Annotated in this window: 15 protein-coding genes; 8 read left to right on the top strand and 7 right to left on the bottom strand. The window is 57.7% G+C overall.

Annotated features, from left to right (window positions below; genetic code table 11):
- The first annotated feature begins 107 nt into the window (after nt 1-107).
- The 3 genes from istA (at nt 108) to GA0061101_RS33305 (ending at nt 3,739) form a co-directional block, all read left to right on the top strand.
- Nucleotides 108-1,628, top strand: a complete 1,521-nt coding sequence (gene istA, locus GA0061101_RS33295; protein WP_141694150.1) for an IS21 family transposase — start codon at nt 108-110, stop codon at nt 1,626-1,628.
- On the top strand, nt 1,618-2,412 hold the full coding sequence (gene istB, locus GA0061101_RS33300; RefSeq protein ID WP_092576703.1) for an IS21-like element helper ATPase IstB: 795 nt from the start codon (nt 1,618-1,620) through the stop codon (nt 2,410-2,412). The genes istA and istB overlap by 11 nt, the downstream gene beginning before the upstream one ends.
- Before the next feature lie 184 nt (nt 2,413-2,596).
- Nucleotides 2,597-3,739, top strand: a complete 1,143-nt coding sequence (locus GA0061101_RS33305; protein ID WP_047561932.1) for a GSU2403 family nucleotidyltransferase fold protein — start codon at nt 2,597-2,599, stop codon at nt 3,737-3,739.
- Between the two features lie 362 nt (nt 3,740-4,101).
- Here GA0061101_RS33305 and GA0061101_RS33310 read toward each other — a convergent pair whose 3' ends face one another.
- Complete coding sequence (locus tag GA0061101_RS33310; protein ID WP_037201667.1) at nt 4,102-4,740, bottom strand: alpha/beta family hydrolase; 639 nt, start codon at nt 4,738-4,740, stop codon at nt 4,102-4,104.
- Between the two features lie 253 nt (nt 4,741-4,993).
- Here GA0061101_RS33310 and GA0061101_RS40980 point away from each other — a divergent pair, with 253 nt between their 5' ends.
- Nucleotides 4,994-5,308: a hypothetical protein gene (locus tag GA0061101_RS40980; protein ID WP_156143711.1), complete on the top strand. Its 315-nt coding sequence runs from the start codon at nt 4,994-4,996 to the stop codon at nt 5,306-5,308.
- Between the two features lie 20 nt (nt 5,309-5,328).
- On the opposite strand, the gene GA0061101_RS33320 is transcribed toward GA0061101_RS40980, so the two are convergent.
- On the bottom strand, nt 5,329-6,342 hold the full coding sequence (locus GA0061101_RS33320; RefSeq protein WP_092576705.1) for an IS30 family transposase: 1,014 nt from the start codon (nt 6,340-6,342) through the stop codon (nt 5,329-5,331).
- Between the two features lie 329 nt (nt 6,343-6,671).
- Here GA0061101_RS33320 and GA0061101_RS33325 point away from each other — a divergent pair, with 329 nt between their 5' ends.
- Nucleotides 6,672-6,818: a DUF1127 domain-containing protein gene (locus GA0061101_RS33325; protein ID WP_081938855.1), complete on the top strand. Its 147-nt coding sequence runs from the start codon at nt 6,672-6,674 to the stop codon at nt 6,816-6,818.
- A 125-nt stretch (nt 6,819-6,943) separates the two neighbouring features.
- Here GA0061101_RS33325 and GA0061101_RS33330 read toward each other — a convergent pair whose 3' ends face one another.
- On the bottom strand, nt 6,944-7,945 hold the full coding sequence (locus GA0061101_RS33330; RefSeq protein ID WP_051964155.1) for a sensor domain-containing diguanylate cyclase: 1,002 nt from the start codon (nt 7,943-7,945) through the stop codon (nt 6,944-6,946).
- Between the two features lie 465 nt (nt 7,946-8,410).
- Nucleotides 8,411-9,298, bottom strand: a complete 888-nt coding sequence (locus GA0061101_RS33335) for a sugar phosphate isomerase/epimerase family protein (protein WP_092576708.1) — start codon at nt 9,296-9,298, stop codon at nt 8,411-8,413.
- Between the two features lie 290 nt (nt 9,299-9,588).
- Between GA0061101_RS33335 and GA0061101_RS33340 the strand changes: the two genes are divergently transcribed.
- The 3 genes from GA0061101_RS33340 to GA0061101_RS33355 all read left to right on the top strand — a co-directional run bounded on the left by GA0061101_RS33340 (nt 9,589) and on the right by GA0061101_RS33355 (nt 12,683).
- Nucleotides 9,589-10,623, top strand: coding sequence for a sterol desaturase family protein (locus GA0061101_RS33340; protein ID WP_037200267.1), 1,035 nt, complete (start codon nt 9,589-9,591; stop codon nt 10,621-10,623).
- A gap of 504 nt (nt 10,624-11,127) precedes the next feature.
- Nucleotides 11,128-11,445: a MocE family 2Fe-2S type ferredoxin gene (locus GA0061101_RS33350; protein WP_037200259.1), complete on the top strand. Its 318-nt coding sequence runs from the start codon at nt 11,128-11,130 to the stop codon at nt 11,443-11,445.
- The gene (locus tag GA0061101_RS33355; RefSeq protein ID WP_037200258.1) at nt 11,442-12,683 is read left to right on the top strand and encodes an NAD(P)/FAD-dependent oxidoreductase; all 1,242 of its coding nucleotides are present in this window, start codon (nt 11,442-11,444) and stop codon (nt 12,681-12,683) included. The genes GA0061101_RS33350 and GA0061101_RS33355 overlap by 4 nt, the downstream gene beginning before the upstream one ends.
- 23 nt (nt 12,684-12,706) lie before the next feature.
- On the opposite strand, the gene GA0061101_RS33360 is transcribed toward GA0061101_RS33355, so the two are convergent.
- The 3 genes from GA0061101_RS33360 to GA0061101_RS33370 are packed head-to-tail and all read right to left on the bottom strand — an operon-like array spanning nt 12,707 to nt 15,457.
- Nucleotides 12,707-13,786 (bottom strand): ABC transporter ATP-binding protein, encoded by a 1,080-nt coding sequence (locus GA0061101_RS33360; RefSeq protein WP_037200256.1) that lies wholly within the window; start codon nt 13,784-13,786, stop codon nt 12,707-12,709.
- Nucleotides 13,783-14,583, bottom strand: a complete 801-nt coding sequence (locus GA0061101_RS33365; RefSeq protein WP_037200255.1) for an ABC transporter permease — start codon at nt 14,581-14,583, stop codon at nt 13,783-13,785. Before GA0061101_RS33365 ends, GA0061101_RS33360 begins: the two co-directional genes overlap by 4 nt.
- A 1-nt stretch (nt 14,584) precedes the next feature.
- Nucleotides 14,585-15,457 (bottom strand): ABC transporter permease, encoded by an 873-nt coding sequence (locus GA0061101_RS33370; protein ID WP_037200254.1) that lies wholly within the window; start codon nt 15,455-15,457, stop codon nt 14,585-14,587.
- Nucleotides 15,458-15,470: the final 13 nt, after the last annotated feature.

Genomic DNA, 15,470 nt, shown 5'->3' on the forward strand with positions numbered 1-15,470 from the left:
GTTTCCACGCAGAACTGAGCCGGTTAGGCGCATAATTTCCATTGAGAATTGAGCCATGTGAACCTTCCCCCAACGCGGTGAGCGACGGGGGCAACGGAGTGATCCACATGGGACTTTTAAACATCATCCGTCGGATGAAGCTGCGCGAGAAGCAGTCGATCCGCGAGATCAGTCGGCATACCGGTTTGTCGCGTAACACGATCGCGAAGTATTTGAACGCTGGTACGATCGAGCCGACGTTCACGGTACCGGAGCGACCGAGCAAGCTTGATCCTTTTGCCGACAAACTGGCGGCCTGGCTGAAGACCGAGGCCGGGAGGTCGCGCAAGCAGCGCCGAACGTTGAAGCAACTTCATGCCGATCTGGTGGTTCTCGGCTTTACCGGCTCCTATGGTCGGGTCGCCGCCTTTGCCCGTGAGTGGCGGGTTGAGCAGCAGACGACTGGCCGCGGCATATTCGTTCCGCTGTCTTTCCGTGCAGGCGAAGCATTCCAATTCGATTGGAGTGAAGATTATGCCTTGATCGGCGGCGAGCGCACCAAGCTTCAGGTCGCACACATCAAGCTATCGCACAGTCGAGCGTTTCTGGTCAGAGCCTACCTGCTGCAGACGCACGAGATGCTGTTCGATGCCCACTGGCACGGGTTCCGGGTGTTCGGCGGCGTACCTGGTCGCGGCATCTACGACAACATGAAGACGGCGGTCGACCGCGTCGGTCGCGGCAAGGAGCGGCAGGTCAATGTCCGCTTCCAGGCGATGACGAACCACTACGTTTTTGCGCCAGAGTTCTGCAATCCCGCCGCAGGCTGGGAGAAGGGACAGGTCGAGAAGAACGTTCAGGATGCCCGACCACGTTTGTGGCAACAGATGCCGGACTTTCCAGATCTGGCGGCGTTGAATGCCTGGCTGGAACAGCATTGCCAGGACCTGTGGCGAGAGACGGCGCATGGCACCTTGTCCGGCACGATCGCAGATGTCTGGGCTGATGAGCGGGCAGCATTGATGGCATTGCCTAACGCATTTGACGGCTTTGTCGAGCAGAGCAAGCGCGTCTCGCCGACATGCCTGATCACCTTCGAGCGCAATCGTTACAGCGTGCCTGCGTCTTTTGCGAACAGGCCTGTCAGCCTGCGGATTTATCCCGAGCGACTGGTCGTTGCAGCCGAGGGCAATATCCTCTGCGAACATCTGCGGATCATAGAACGCAGCCACGACAAGCCGCCGAGGACGATTTACGACTGGCGGCATTACCTTGCCGTCATCCAGCGCAAGCCCGGTGCTTTGCGCAATGGCGCACCCTTCCTGGAATTGCCGCTGGCCTTTCGGCAACTGCAGGACCAGATGCTCCGCCGCCCCGGCGGTGATCGCGAGATGGCCGACATCCTCGCTCTGGTGCTTCATCACGACGAACAGGTTGTCGTCAGGGCTGTAGAACTGGCTCTGGATCAAGGCGTGGCGACCAAGACGCATGTGCTGAACCTGCTGCATCGGTTGATCGACGGCAAGACCACCGACGGTCCCGATATCGACACGCCACATGCGCTGACCCTGCTGCACGAACCCAAGGCCAATGTAGAACGCTATGACGGTCTGCGGGTCCGGATCGTAGGAGGTCGTCATGCGTCATGATCCTGCCAGCGCCGCCGTCGTCATCATGCTGCGTAGCCTGAAGATGTATGGCATGTCTCAAGCCGTCACGGACCTGATCGAGCAAGGGGCTCCAGCGTTTGATGCAGCCGTGCCGATCCTGTCCCAGTTGCTGAAAGCCGAGATGGCCGAACGCGAGGTCCGCTCCATCGCCTATCACATGAAGGCTGCCCGCTTCCCGGCCTACAAAGACATCTCCGGATACGACTTCGCCGCCAGCGAAGTCAACGAAGCGACGGTGCGCCAACTAAACCGATGCGAGTTCATCGACGGAGCGCAGAATATCGTGCTTGTCGGCGGACCGGGTACAGGCAAAACACATGTCGCGACCGCCCTCGGTGTCCAGGCAATCGAGCATCACCGCCGAAAAGTCCGCTTCTTCTCGACCATCGAATTGGTCAATGCGCTCGAGCAGGAGAAGGCCAAAGGCAAGGCAGGCCAGATCGCCGAGACGCTGGTTCGCCTCGATCTGCTGATCCTCGACGAACTCGGATACCTTCCGTTCAGTGCTTCAGGCGGAGCGCTGCTCTTCCATCTGCTGAGCAAGCTCTACGAGCGCACCAGCGTCATCATCACCACCAACCTCAGCTTCAGCGAATGGGCGACCGTCTTTGGCGATGCCAAGATGACGACCGCTCTGCTCGACCGTCTGACCCACCGTTGCCATATCCTGGAAACCGGGAACGACAGCTTCCGCTTCAAAGCCAGCTCGGCCGCAGCAGCACAGAAGAGAGGAGAAAAGACCAACCCATTGACCAAAGCCTGATCAGAAAACCATACTCAGAGGTGGCTCACTTCTCGGTGGAAAAACCGGCTCAGTTCCGCGTGAAAACCAACAAGATATTTGAAAAAGTTTTCAAACGACCAATATAATTCCGCTTGCTAGTCATTTGGCAAATGACTAGCAATAGGTTTGCTAAACATTTGCCAAATGACTAGCAAGGAATGACATGCGACCTCTTGCACCTTCGTTGAACATCGCATTTGCGGATCTCGTTGAAAACGCACATGAGAAAGCATTCAACGCCCACTTTCCCGCAAATGGGACATTTCATAAACTGAAGCGCGTGGGGAAGGAGTATTGGTATCACATCATGCGCGACCCGACTGCACCTAGCGGCAGACGAACGAGCTACGCCGGGTTGGTCGGCGATCCTGATGTAGACGCGCTTGTCGAACGACATGGCCACGAACATGCACGTCACAAACTGCAGAAGGAGGCAGCCTCTATGCTGCGCCGATCGGGCCTTCCGGTACCCGATCCCATGGAAGGAAAACTGGCGCAGGCATTCCAGAAAGCCGGCCTGTTTCAAGCCGGCGCGATTCTCGTTGGATCAGTGGCATACCAGGCCTACGGCGGGATTCTTGGTGTCAAATTGAGTGGTGACCTCCACCGCACGCAGGACATCGACCTTGCCCAAGACCGCGAAATCGCGCTTCACGTGAGCCACACGGGCCAAATGCTGGAGGATTTTCAGGATATTCTCAAATCGGTCGATGCGTCGTTCGCGCCAAAGCTCAATCCTAGCTATCCGACCACTGAGCCGACGCGCTACGAGAACGCCAGCAACTACAAGGTTGACCTCCTGACGGCTCACAAGAACTCAGACCGCGACCGTAGAGCGCCAGTATCGATTTCGATTATGCCGGGCGCAGCTCTTCAGCCACTCGATCTGATGGAGTTCCTTATCAAAAAACCGATCCGTTCTGCACTCCTATATGAAGACGGTGTGGCTGTCGTAGTGCCCGATCCAGTTAGGTATGCCCTCCACAAGGTGACCATCAGCCAGATGCGAGGTCTATCGGGTGAGTCGGGAAAGGATAGCAAGGACCGCATGCAGGCCGCAGAACTGGTAAGGGCCATCGAACATGCCGGCCGCACCAGCGAACTCGCAGAGGCTTGGTCAGAATTATGGCGCGACAAGCCGAAGCAACAGAACTTCGTGCTGCGCGGAATCCTATCGCTGCCCGACGACGCTGTTGACATCATCGCGCGCAGCGCCATTCGATACGGAGAGGAACCGTTTCGCGACGGTGAACCACCCACGGCCACACTTCAGCGTCTCATTCGCAAGAAAACCAAGGACGGTTAGGACGGCCATGGCGCATATTTCAGTCGTTAACGTCCTCCCCATTTAGGAATGGTAGCCGGTTTTGTCGACTGGCAAGTGCGCTCGAACAGATGTTCCTTCGGTCAGGCCCAGTTGATGGCGTAAGAGGTTACCGATCTTGTGGCACTTGCTCCATAATGCCGGATATTTGCGACAGGAAGTATTCCACATCTAGCTCAGGGTCGGGCTGAGGGCCTAATCTCCCGGCTTTCATTGCCCGGATTAGCCGAGCAAGTCGCGCCGCCTTCGTCAAAGTTGCACGGACATAGTCTTGTCGCTGATCGTTTGCCGCAACGGTTATGGCTGCCTGCGAATTGGGTGAAATGCGAATACGGTGGCGTTGACTAATGCAACGCCGCCGCCCAGCGAACCACGTGAGTGGCAACGGTTGCGACTTGATCGACAACCGTGATCCCGGACACAGCCTTTCGTGGACGGAAGTCATGGTCTCCGTCTTCAAGCCAGAGAATTTCGATCTTGTCGGAGAGCTTGTAGCTGGAAACTTCCTCCCGCGATCCGAAGAGGTCCCGAGTTCCCTGACAGATTAAGGAAGGCGTCTTCATCTCCTCGAGATGAGCGGTCCGCAGGCTTTCAGGCTTCCCAATCGGATGGAACGGATATCCAAGGCAGAGCAGCCCGGAGATCTTTCTCGCATCGCGAATGTCGTCCGCGATCATGCTCGCCACGCGGCCACCCATCGATTTACCCGCGATGACGATCGTTCCCTCCAAACCGAGTTCGTCGATCACGGCTTCGAATTCATGCTTGAGGACTTCTGCGCGGGGCGGTGGCGCCCGCTTTCCTGAAAATCGTCGCGCCGCCATGTAATCGAACTCGAACCGGACGATCCGCAGGCCTTTATCGGACAGCGCTGCAGACATGGTTTCCATCCACGTCGTGTCCATCGCACCACCCGCCCCATGCGCGAGGACGATATTGATCTTGGCGTCTTCGGGGCCGGTGACGAGGAAATCATGAGGCATTCGGGGTTCTCCTGGTTGGTGACATCACAATTTGCAGGATAAAGGCCGCCGCCGACCGTACCGCTGCCGACCGATCGAATTCGACCTGTCGAGCATACTCTGGCTTCGCCGTCGAGCACCAACAGTCCACGTAGTTGAAGGCCTTCTCCTCGTCGGCCTCGAAAAATCCGATATCCCAGCGGGAAGCTCAATTGAAATCAAGATCGATGGAAAGGCATCGATCGTCTGAGGCGCTAGATTGCTCGACACTAGCATGTCTGAACCCGATGGTCTGGATCGCCGTGGAGGCCCCGGCACAGTCGGTCACGCTCTGGACGGACGCCGTTCACGTCATCGGCGGATTCTTGCCGTTCTTATTCCGGCGCAGCGAAAACTCAAATTTGTGATGGTCAAGACTATACGCGGTGGCTGTTCTGCGGTGACCGAGGGGAGGGAGTCCAGTCAAGATTCTCAGTTATCTCATTCTTGCTTCGCTATCGGCTCGAACTCGCTCAGTTTGGCCCGTTCTACCTTCATTTTTTCAGCAGAAACAGGACACTTTAACTTTGCGGTGCTGGTTCCAGATTGAATGCAACGCCGTTCGGAAATCTACATGCTTTGGCGTTCCATAGCCAATAAATGCCGACTGAAGATCTCCTTCGGTGTCTGGAACCCCAGGCACTTGCGTGGCGTGTCGTTGAGCCGGTTGCACAGAGAGCGGATCTCCTGATTGCTCACATCCAACACGACGGTCTCCGGCGGAAGGTAGCGCCTGACGCGCTTATTGGTGTTCTCGACTGTCCCTTTCTGCCATGGCGCTTGCGGGTCACAGAACCAGGCTGTCGTTCCCATTCCAATCTCCAGTTCGCGCCAGGAGACGAATTCCAATCCTCTGTCGAATGTCAGGCTTTGCCGCGCTTGCGCGGGCAGGGGTGCCAGCTGACGGATCAACTGGCTCATGATCGGCTTCGAGCGTCGGTCATTGTTGCGGAACAGAACCGTGTAACGGCTCTTGCGCTCAACGACGGTGGCGATATTAGCGGCGCCATGCTCTTTCCTGAAGATCATCAGATCCGCTTCCCAGTGGCCGAATTCGCTGCGGGAATTGATGACATCGGGTCTGTTTCGAATGGCGCATTCGATTGGAAAAACGAGACTTCTCGGCTTGCGCGCATATCTTGGCCGTCGTTTCCTGCGCCGCTCCGGCAAGTGCCGCGCGAGTTGCTGATCACGACCTTCCGGAGAATAGACATACTGATAGATCGTCTCATGGCTCAGTTTGGCAGACGAACCGCTGACAAGCCTCAGACGCCCGGAAATCTGTTCCGGCGACCAGCCGTCCTTCAGCCGATCGATGACCGCAGCGCACAGTTGTGGATCGCGCAATAGCTTGCGATACCGCCTGCGGCGATCGTCAGCCATCTGTTGCGCCGTCACATGCCAGTAGCCCTGGGCGATTGGAACTTCGCGATCGTGCCAGAAATTCCGACGTAGCTCGCGGCAGATCGTCGAGCGGTCCCGGTGAAGGGCGCGTGCGATCTCCGCCTGGCTGATCTTCTTCTCATACATCCGCGCGATGACGCGACGTTCGTCCATACTCAACTGCACAAAAGAGCGGGCCATTCCATCCTCCTGAAATCATGGCCAATATTGTCTCTGTTGCATTTGAAAATGGAATCTGCCCCGGCTACAGTCAAAGATCAGATAATCTATCTTATGGAACTAAATTCGATACCGGCTTTGTGCCGCTTTTGCGGCTCTTCGTCATGCCAGTACGTTCATAGAGGCGCGGATGGCCAACACAACTCCATTCTGCCGCCCTAGCGTTTCTTTATAGCGAAAGCGGGCAACGATGCGAGTCTTGCAAAGACGGCATGCCTCATGTGCAGGCGTATGCATTTTATTTGGGCTAAGAACTGACTATCTGGCAGGCATAGTCAGAGGAGATGACGATGAGAGTGTTTGATAGAATTAAGCGGTTCGCTGAAAATCGCCGAGCCATCCGCGAGCTCGGAACGTTGGACGATCATGTTCTCAATGATCTCGGCTTATCGCGTTCGCATATCCGTTCGGCCGTCTTGGGCAACTCCCGTTCCTAAGTTTGCACGGCGCTGTTACGTTGTTTCGAAATGATGTGTTGGGAAAGCTGATGGTCCCCTCAAAACCAAAACTGCTGCATCGGCAGAAGCAGAGAGTCTAGCTGCCTATAAAGTAGCTGGAAGCATCAACTTCCGCCCGCCGTCACTTCAGAACAGACCTTACTGTCCAAGGTTGCTTCAGCGCTCTCCAACGCCGGTCGCGAAGGTGACATGATCCGGAAACCGTTCCTGCCTGCCGATTTTACCTCGTATAAGACACGGTCCGCTTTCGCAAATATGTCTTTGGGCGATTGACCAGGTAGGATTATGGCAGCTCCAACGGACGCAGCGATCCGAATGTTCTGCGTTGGAGTTGAGATCGTCCAATTCATGCCTTTTACAACCCGGGCCGCGATCTTTGCGAGATCTTCGACCGATGAACATGGATGGATGACAGCAAATTCATCCCCGCCTATGCGAGCGATCATGTCAGCCTGAGGTGCCGCCCGCGAGAGCCTGCGGCTTGCAACTTTGAGGCACTCGTCCCCGGCCTGATGCCCGAAAGTATCATTTACCGACTTAAAACCGTCGAGATCCGCCAAGAGCAAGGCTCGCGCCCCTTGGCCCTCGGCTCCGCATATCTCACTAAGGAAGGTTTCAAACCTGGTCCGGGAACTCAATCCGGTGAGCGCATCGCGTTCCGCCAAGTGACGAAGCTGCTCGACCACAGCCTTCTCGGCAGTGATGTCCTGTTTCACCCCGAATATTCTTGCGGCAGTGCCGTTCGCAAACTCGACACAAGCGGTTATTCTTATCCATCGGTTGTTACCTTTTGCGGTAACTATCTGAGCGTCCAGGGTAAAGCCTTCACCTGTGCGAATTGCCCTATCGCGGGCCTCGTTAAGCAGCTTGCGGGTTTCTGGCGTGTAGAGTTTGACGATTTCGTCCCGCGCCAATGGCGCTTGCGGAACAAGATCAAAGAATTCATAGACCGTATCCGTCCAACTTAGCGTTTGATCCGGCAAGCTGCATTCCCATACACCTATCCGAGCCGCCTTGAACGAGCGATCAAACAGCTCCCGCAAACGTATGAACTCCTCGGAGCCGATCGCGTGAGGCTGCGGTATTTCATATACATTGCAAGACATTTGGCTCCCTCGCCAGCTGAACGAAGATTGTTGCCAGTTTCATCAATATGCCCCAGACCACCATCCCAAACAGAGGATTACACATATTGCTTGCGTTCGGGTTTCTAAAATACGGACCGCACGAATTTCGTTCAATCAAGAATCGCATTCAAGCCCCCGTTCCGAAACTAATCTACAACCCGGCATATCGCGACGCCCGCGCTCAAAGCGCGGCCAGGCTTTCGCCTGACACAATCAACCAAGACATTCGTTTGGAAATTTCGGAGCACTGGACATCGGTATTCGAACCGAAGAACAAACTCCCGCGCGGATTCATGACAATCCAGTTTCGCGTGACGCACAGACGAAGCAACTGGGCCGGTACTCAATGTGTGAAAATCGAACGCCTTGAGAGGGCTCTAACCGGCAATACTTCCTCTCCAGTGCATGCTTGCGACGAAAACCGGTGTCGTTTACAGCAGAATTCTAGCGGGTGATCTGATCTGGAATGCAGAATATCGCAGGTATTCCGCCCGAAATTATCAGCCCTGTTCTGGTCCAGAGGTCGCGTGCCTCCTGCATGAGCATCAGGGATTCCGCCCACCGATCGGTCGTGTCCTCCCCGTCCCTCCCCGTGATCGCATAGGGTTTTGGCCCCAACTCGCAAGTAAAGGCGAGAGTGTCGTTGCTGCCGGCGCGCTTTCGCCAGCTTCTGAAGCCGTATTCCCACCAGCCGAGGAAGAGATCGACCCAGGGCTGATGATGCGCAAAGGAGATTTCGATCTGGACCTGCTCGCGCGAAGCGACCCGGCCGTGAAAGGCCCATGAATTGTCGAGTATCTGATGGATGAGCGCATGATTTTCATCCGATACCGGCCAGGCGAATTCCCGGCCGACGAGGAAATGCGAGATATCGCCCAGCAGCCGCAAATCCGGCAGGCGATCGAGCAGATCGAGCGTGAAGAACAGATCGGTGGTCATCCGGTCGCGATGCGTCTCGATGAGGACGTCGATGCCGGCCTCCTCCCCAAGACGTTGCCAGCCCTCGAGCAGGGGGACGCAATCCTCCAGGCGGCGCAATCGCACATCGGGTTGCAGACAGATGTGATGCACATTGTATTCGGCGGCGATCTCGAGCGCTGGCTTAAGATCGTCGATGGTCTTGGGAAAGCATTGTCCTTCCGCCTGCAAACCGTGCTGCTTGAGCAGCCCTGCGACCCGGCGAACATAACTGCGGTCGTACCAATGGGTGCTGATGCCGTCGAAGCCGGCGACGGCGATCCTCTCCAGGTTCTCTTCGAGAGTCTGCTCCGGATAAACAGCGCTGCGTCGCTCCATGGCCCAGAGCGACTGAAAGATGAGCATGTTCTGCATGATGCCTCCCGTACCAGTGGACTGCACAGATCATGAATTCGCTGTCTTTGCGAGACCGTTTGGTGATGGGTTTTGATCATCGATGCGTTTCATTGCAAAGCGGATGCATTTACGCGCCGGCAGTCACCGGCATGATGGTTTTTCATCAAAATACTCTCGGAAGCCAACCGGCTCCATTAGCCCGCCCGGAGCTGCAGGCCATGATCAATTCTCATCAAATCTCTGCTGTCGTTCCGCACCTGTGTCGGAGACATTGAATGCATGATATCCGGCAATTGGGAGGCAACACCATGGACGACACACTTTACGGCACGCGCGACAAGCGAGGAGACTGGAAACCCAACAAGCTCCTCAAATATCCGCCGGTTTTCGTTTGGCCGGCTCAGCCCATGGCCTTCCTGAAATGGTTCTTCGGCTATCCTGGCTATCTGATGCCCTGGAATACCGTCTATGCGATCGTCGGCACGCTGCTATGGCTCTATGCCACGCCCTCGATGGAAACGATGAAGACCTTCGCGCCGGGTTGGATTGCCTATCTTCTCCTTCGCAACGCCGCCCTCGTCTTCCTGTTCTTCGGCGCCTTTCATCTGCGCCTGTACATGCAAAAGAAGCAGGGAACGACCTTCAAATATAACGCCAAGTGGCCGTCGACGGGCAATTCAGCATTTCTCTTCGGCAATCAGACCGTCGACAACGTGATCTGGACATTCGCAAGTGCCGTGCCGATCTGGACAGCCTTCGAAGTCCTGACCCTATGGGCTTTCGCCAACGGCATCATTCCCTATGTCGATTTTGCCGAACATCCGGTCTATTGCGCGGCGATCATGCTGCTGATCCCGGCATTCCGCGATCTGCATTTCTACCTCGTTCACCGCCTGATCCACTGGCCGCCACTCTATCATGCCGTTCACAAGCTGCATCATAACAACGTCAATCCCGGGCCATGGTCGGGTCTGGCGATGCATCCCATCGAGCATCTCCTCTACTTCTCCGGCGTGCTCATCCATTGGATCGTGCCCTCCAGTCCGATCCATGTCCTCTTCCATCTGACGCATACAGCTCTTGCGCCAGCGCCGGGCCATGCGGGGTTCGACAAGATCGTGATCGCGGACGACACCGCCATCGACACGCATGCTTACGACCACTACCTGCATCACAAGTTCTTCGAGTGCAATTACGCCGACGGCGTCATCCCGCTCGACAAATGGTTCGGCACCTTCCACGACGGCTCGAAGGAGGCAGAGGACCGCATGAACAAGCGTTTCATGGAGCGGGCGAAGAAATATGCCGACAAGCAGGCGCGTCGTTCAGGGTCGGCGAACTAGGCCGAGCCCGGCCGGAATAGTCAGGCCGCGCAACGACCTCAAGGACTTGCCAAGAGCGTGGTGTGCTCCATATGCGACATTAGGTTCTCCCCCCGCCGCCGATCCTCAGGTCGTCGATGGCGGGAAATGCCGGAGCCTGCTGGCCCTCCTTTCGCAGGCTCCGGCATGACCAATCATGTCAGCCAAGATAAGGCTCTGGATCAGCCGCTTGGCCGCCGACACTACCTTCTCAACCGCCTGCGGTTTGACGCTTCCCCTTTCGTTGAAAACGCGCGACGGCCACAAGGCCGACCAAGCGAGGTTTCTTCATTCTGCTTCTCCTTGATGAAAAATGATCATGATCGGCGTGGAATGTGAAGGGTCATATCGCGCATGATCGAAATTGCTCGGGGGAGGAGAAAGCTGAGCGCGATCAAGGTTCAAGGCCGGAATGTTCCTCCAGCGAGACGATATCTTTTGTGCATGGCGGCAAGCCGCCGACGGACAGCAACGAGGAGGCAGAAAATGACGACATGGATCGATGCGTGTGCAGCCGAGGAGATCGATCAGGAGGACGTCGTCCGCTTCGATCACGCCGGGCGAACCTTTGCGATCTATCGAAGCCCGGATGACGAATATTTCGCGACCGATGGGCTTTGCACCCATGAAAAGATCCACCTGGCCGAGGGGCTTGTCATGGACGACACCATCGAATGTCCAAAGCACAACGGTCGTTTCAGCTATAAGACCGGCGAGGCTCGCGGCGCGCCGGTCTGCGTCGGCCTGAAAACCTATCCAGTGAAGCTGGAGGGCGATCGCGTCATGATCGGGATCGGAGCATGAGCAACGACGCGGGCATCATCATCGTCGGCGCGGGCGAATGCGGCGCGCGCGCCGCTCTGAGCTTGCGAGAAAACGGCTACCCGCATGCCATTACCCTCATTGGCGACGAGGCTCACCTCCCCTATGAGCGGCCGCCGCTTTCCAAGCAGATGCTGCTCGCCGAGGCAACGCCGCAGGCGCCGACCGTTCTCAATGATATCATGTTGGGCGAACGGGCGATCCGGCATATCGGCAGCGCGTCGGCAAGCGCTATCGACGCCACCGGCAAGCAGGTGATCCTGTCGGACGGCCGTGCGTTGGCCTATGACAGATTGTTGTTGTCGACGGGCGCCGCGCCCAGGCGATTGCCGAATGTGCGAGCCAATGCGCGCATACTCTATCTCAGGACGATCAACGACGCGCTTGCGCTTCGCCCCTGGATCAGCGCCGACATGCATGTGGCGGTGCTCGGAGGAGGCTTCATTGGTCTGGAGGTCGCCGCATCGGCGCGCAACCGTGGCGCAAGGGTCACGGTGATCGAATCCCAGGAGCGCATTCTCAAGCGCGGCGTACCCGAACAGATCGCGGAGACGATCAGTTCGCTGCATCGTCGCAACGGGGTCGAGGTGAAATGCGGCCTAACGGTCAGCGAGATCGACGCAGACGACCGGCGCGTGAGCGTCCGTCTGGCCGATGGCACCGAGGTGACCGCGGATGTGCTCGTGGTCGGCATCGGCGCGCAGCCGCGCACTGACCTCGCCGCACAGGCGGGCATAGCCGTCGACAACGGGATCTCGGTTAACGAGCGCCTCGAGACTTCGGTGGCGGATATCTATGCTGCGGGCGACTGCTGCTCGTTTCCGCACCCGCTGTATGGGGGACGCCGGCTTCGTCTGGAGGCGTGGCGCAATGCCCAGGATCAGGGCATTCTTGCCGCGGCGAACTTGGCGGGCGCTGCGCGTGGCTATGATGCCGTTCCCTATTTCTGGTCCGATCAGTTCGATCATACCCTGCAGATCGCTGGACTTGTCGATGAAGGACGCACCGTAGTCCGAAGAGACCTGGGCGATGGCGCCTTCATCCTGTTCCATCTCGATGACGGACAGAGACTGGTCGCCGCAAGCGGCGTGGGTTACGGCAATAGGGTCGCCAGGGACATGAAGTTGAGCGAGATGCTGATCGCAAGGCAGGTCGTGCCGCCGCTCGATGCGCTGGCGGCCGACGCTAACCTGAAATCTTTGTTGCCAAGAGCGGCGTAAAAGGCCGCTGCTGTTTGCCAACTCTAGCAAAAGACGTGAGCAGCGCCCGGGTCGAATTCCAGATTGACATGATCACCACGGCTGAGGCCCGAGATGGCCTCATGCCCGAAAGGCAAGCGAACGGACAAGGTCTCGTTGGCTGAAATCTGTGTCGTCACGTGCACGTTGTTGCCAAGAAAGGTTATGTCGTTGACGGTGGCGCTGAGGCCCTTGCCCGCCCCGTTGCTGCGCCCGAGCCGGATGCGCTCGGGCCTCAGCATCAGCGCGGCCTTGCGGCCGGTGGCCGCCTGGCCATGGACCGGGATGCGCTCGAAGATCGCCTTATCGCCGAGTGAAATGGTCGCCTGTCCATTGTCCGATGACAACAGATGACAGGAGATGAAATCGCTGTCACCGATGAATTCGGCGACGAAGCGGGTGCGCGGATTGGCGTAGAGTTCCGGCCCGGTGCCGATCTGGTCGATCACGCCCTTGGAGAAGACGGCAATGCGATCGGAGAGCCGCAGCGCCTCTTCCTGATCGTGAGTCACGTAGAGGATCGTCACTTCGGTCTGCTGGTGAATCCGTCTTATCTCGTGCTGGATTTCCTCGCGAAGCTTCTTGTCGAGCGCCGACAGCGGTTCGTCCATCAGAAGCACCGGCGGATCATAGGCGAGCGCCCTGGCAAGCGCGACACGCTGCTGCTGGCCGCCGGACATCTGTGCCGGCTTGCGATCCTCGAAGCCCTCGAGCCTGACGAGACGCAGCATTTCCCTCACCCGGCTATCAACTTCGGCCTTCGACTTGCGGCGAACCTTCAGCGGAAAAGCGATATTTTCGCCCACGGTCAGATGCGGAAACAGTGTATAGCGCTGGAACACCATACCGATATTGCGCTTGTGCGAAGGCGTCGACAGCAGCGTCCGGCCGTTCAGCAGGATGTCGCCCTTGGTGGGGTTCTCGAAGCCGGCCAATATGTAGAGCGTCGTGCTCTTGCCCGAGCCGGAAGGTCCGAGAAAGGTCAGGAATTCGCCGCGCCGGACGTCGAGATTGACATCGTGCACGGCGACGACCGGGCCGTACTCCTTGCGGATGCCTTTGATTTTCAGGAAGGATTCGCTCATGATTTCAAAACCTTGCGTACGATCGCGGCCAGCGCCATCAAAGTGACCGTCAACAGAATGAGAAGTGTGGAGGCAGCAGCCACGACCGGGGTGAGGTCCTGCCGCAGCGTCGTCCAGACCTTGACCGGCAATGTCTGCAACGTCGGGCTCGCCATGAAGATTGCCACGACCACCTCATCCCAGGATGTCAGGAACGAGAAGACTGCCGCGGAGAAGAGCCCGTGGCTTATGGCAGGCAGCGTTACCCTGATCTTTGCCTCGAGCGGCGAAGCACCGCAGAGCACCGCCGCATCCTCGATGGACTTGTCGAAGCCTTCGAGCGCGCTTGAGATGGACAGGATGGAAAAAGGCAAGGCCAGGACGAGGTGGGAAAGGACGAAGCCGATCAGGGTTCCCCCGAGCCCGATCCGTAGGAAGAAGGCATAGAGCGCAACGGCGAAGACGACGACCGGAAGGATCATCGGCGTCAGGAACAGCGCCTTCAGCGCATCGCGAAACAGGAACTTGCCGCGCACGAGGCCGAACGACGTCACGAGCCCGAGCACGACCGAAAGCACCGTGACGATCGCCGCGATCCTGAAGCTCGTCCAGGCGGACTCCAGCCATTGCGGATCGGAAAACAGCTCGCCGTACCAGCGCAGGGTCCAGCCCGGCGGCGGAAAGATCAACCATTGCGACGAGCCGAATGACAGTGCCGCGATGAACAGGATCGGCAGCAGCAGGAAGGCAGCTGTCAGAACAGTGATGGTGAGAAGCACATACTTCCACCAGCCGAGCTGGCCGAAATTCAGGAGCATCTCAGCGCCCTCCCGTATTCTGTACGCCGAACAGCCGCAGTTGGACGGCGTAGAGCGACAGCGTGACGACAAGCAGGACAAAGGCCGCCGCTCCGCCCATGCCCCAATTGACGAGGGATTGCACGAACTGGGCGATGAGTTCCGCCAGCATCATGTTCGCCGTGCCGCCGAGCAGTGACGGGGTGACGTAGTAGCCGAGCGACATGACAAAAACCATCAGCGCACCCGCCATCATGCCGGGAGCGGCTAAGGGGAGCAGAACACGGGTGAGGCATTGCCAGCGGTTCGCACCGCAGAGAGCAGCTGCCTGCAGCACCGCCGGGTCGATCTTCTTGATGACGCCGTAGAGCGGCAGGACGATGAAGGGCAGCATGATATAGGTCATGCCAATCGTGACGCCGGTCAGGTTGTTGACGAGCGCCAGGGGCTTGTCGATAAGCCCCATACCAACAAGCATCTTGTTGATCAGCCCCGTCCGCTGCAGCAGCACCATCCAGGCATAGGTACGGGCAAGCAGATTGGTCCACATCGACAGCAACAGGATCGCAAATACCAGCGAGGCCAGTCTCGCAGGCATGATCGCCAGCGTCCAGGCGACGGGAAAGCCGATCAGCAACGATATGATGGTGACCAGACCGGAGACGATGAAAGTATTGGTGAAGATCTTCAGATAGGTCGCGGATCCGAGCAACTCGGCATAATTGCCAAGCCCGAGCGTCGGCTCCATCACGCTGCGCAGAAGAAGCGCTACGACCGGAAAGGCGAAAAAGATCGCGATGAAGATCAGTGCCGGCGCCACCTGTCCAAAGCCGGTAGGCCTCGCCGCCTTGCGCGTCGGTGCGGTTTCGTCCGCAACGTCCATATATGTCGACATGGCAATCCTTTCC

The organism is Martinezella lusitana (assembly GCF_900094565.1).
Lineage (GTDB): Bacteria > Pseudomonadota > Alphaproteobacteria > Rhizobiales > Rhizobiaceae > Rhizobium > Rhizobium lusitanum.

Coding starts and splice junctions, on each gene's coding strand:
- GA0061101_RS33320 (WP_092576705.1), bottom strand. CDS start 6,342: ATGGCCCGCTCTTTTGTGCAGTTGAGTATGGACGAACGTCGCGTCATC.
- GA0061101_RS33355 (WP_037200258.1), top strand. CDS start 11,442: ATGAGCAACGACGCGGGCATCATCATCGTCGGCGCGGGCGAATGCGGC.
- GA0061101_RS33310 (WP_037201667.1), bottom strand. CDS start 4,740: ATGCCTCATGATTTCCTCGTCACCGGCCCCGAAGACGCCAAGATCAAT.
- GA0061101_RS33335 (WP_092576708.1), bottom strand. CDS start 9,298: ATGCAGAACATGCTCATCTTTCAGTCGCTCTGGGCCATGGAGCGACGC.
- GA0061101_RS33365 (WP_037200255.1), bottom strand. CDS start 14,583: ATGCTCCTGAATTTCGGCCAGCTCGGCTGGTGGAAGTATGTGCTTCTC.
- GA0061101_RS33370 (WP_037200254.1), bottom strand. CDS start 15,457: ATGTCGACATATATGGACGTTGCGGACGAAACCGCACCGACGCGCAAG.
- istB (WP_092576703.1), top strand. CDS start 1,618: ATGCGTCATGATCCTGCCAGCGCCGCCGTCGTCATCATGCTGCGTAGC.
- GA0061101_RS33305 (WP_047561932.1), top strand. CDS start 2,597: ATGCGACCTCTTGCACCTTCGTTGAACATCGCATTTGCGGATCTCGTT.
- GA0061101_RS33340 (WP_037200267.1), top strand. CDS start 9,589: ATGGACGACACACTTTACGGCACGCGCGACAAGCGAGGAGACTGGAAA.
- GA0061101_RS33330 (WP_051964155.1), bottom strand. CDS start 7,945: ATGTCTTGCAATGTATATGAAATACCGCAGCCTCACGCGATCGGCTCC.
- GA0061101_RS33350 (WP_037200259.1), top strand. CDS start 11,128: ATGACGACATGGATCGATGCGTGTGCAGCCGAGGAGATCGATCAGGAG.
- istA (WP_141694150.1), top strand. CDS start 108: ATGGGACTTTTAAACATCATCCGTCGGATGAAGCTGCGCGAGAAGCAG.
- GA0061101_RS40980 (WP_156143711.1), top strand. CDS start 4,994: ATGTCTGAACCCGATGGTCTGGATCGCCGTGGAGGCCCCGGCACAGTC.
- GA0061101_RS33360 (WP_037200256.1), bottom strand. CDS start 13,786: ATGAGCGAATCCTTCCTGAAAATCAAAGGCATCCGCAAGGAGTACGGC.
- GA0061101_RS33325 (WP_081938855.1), top strand. CDS start 6,672: ATGAGAGTGTTTGATAGAATTAAGCGGTTCGCTGAAAATCGCCGAGCC.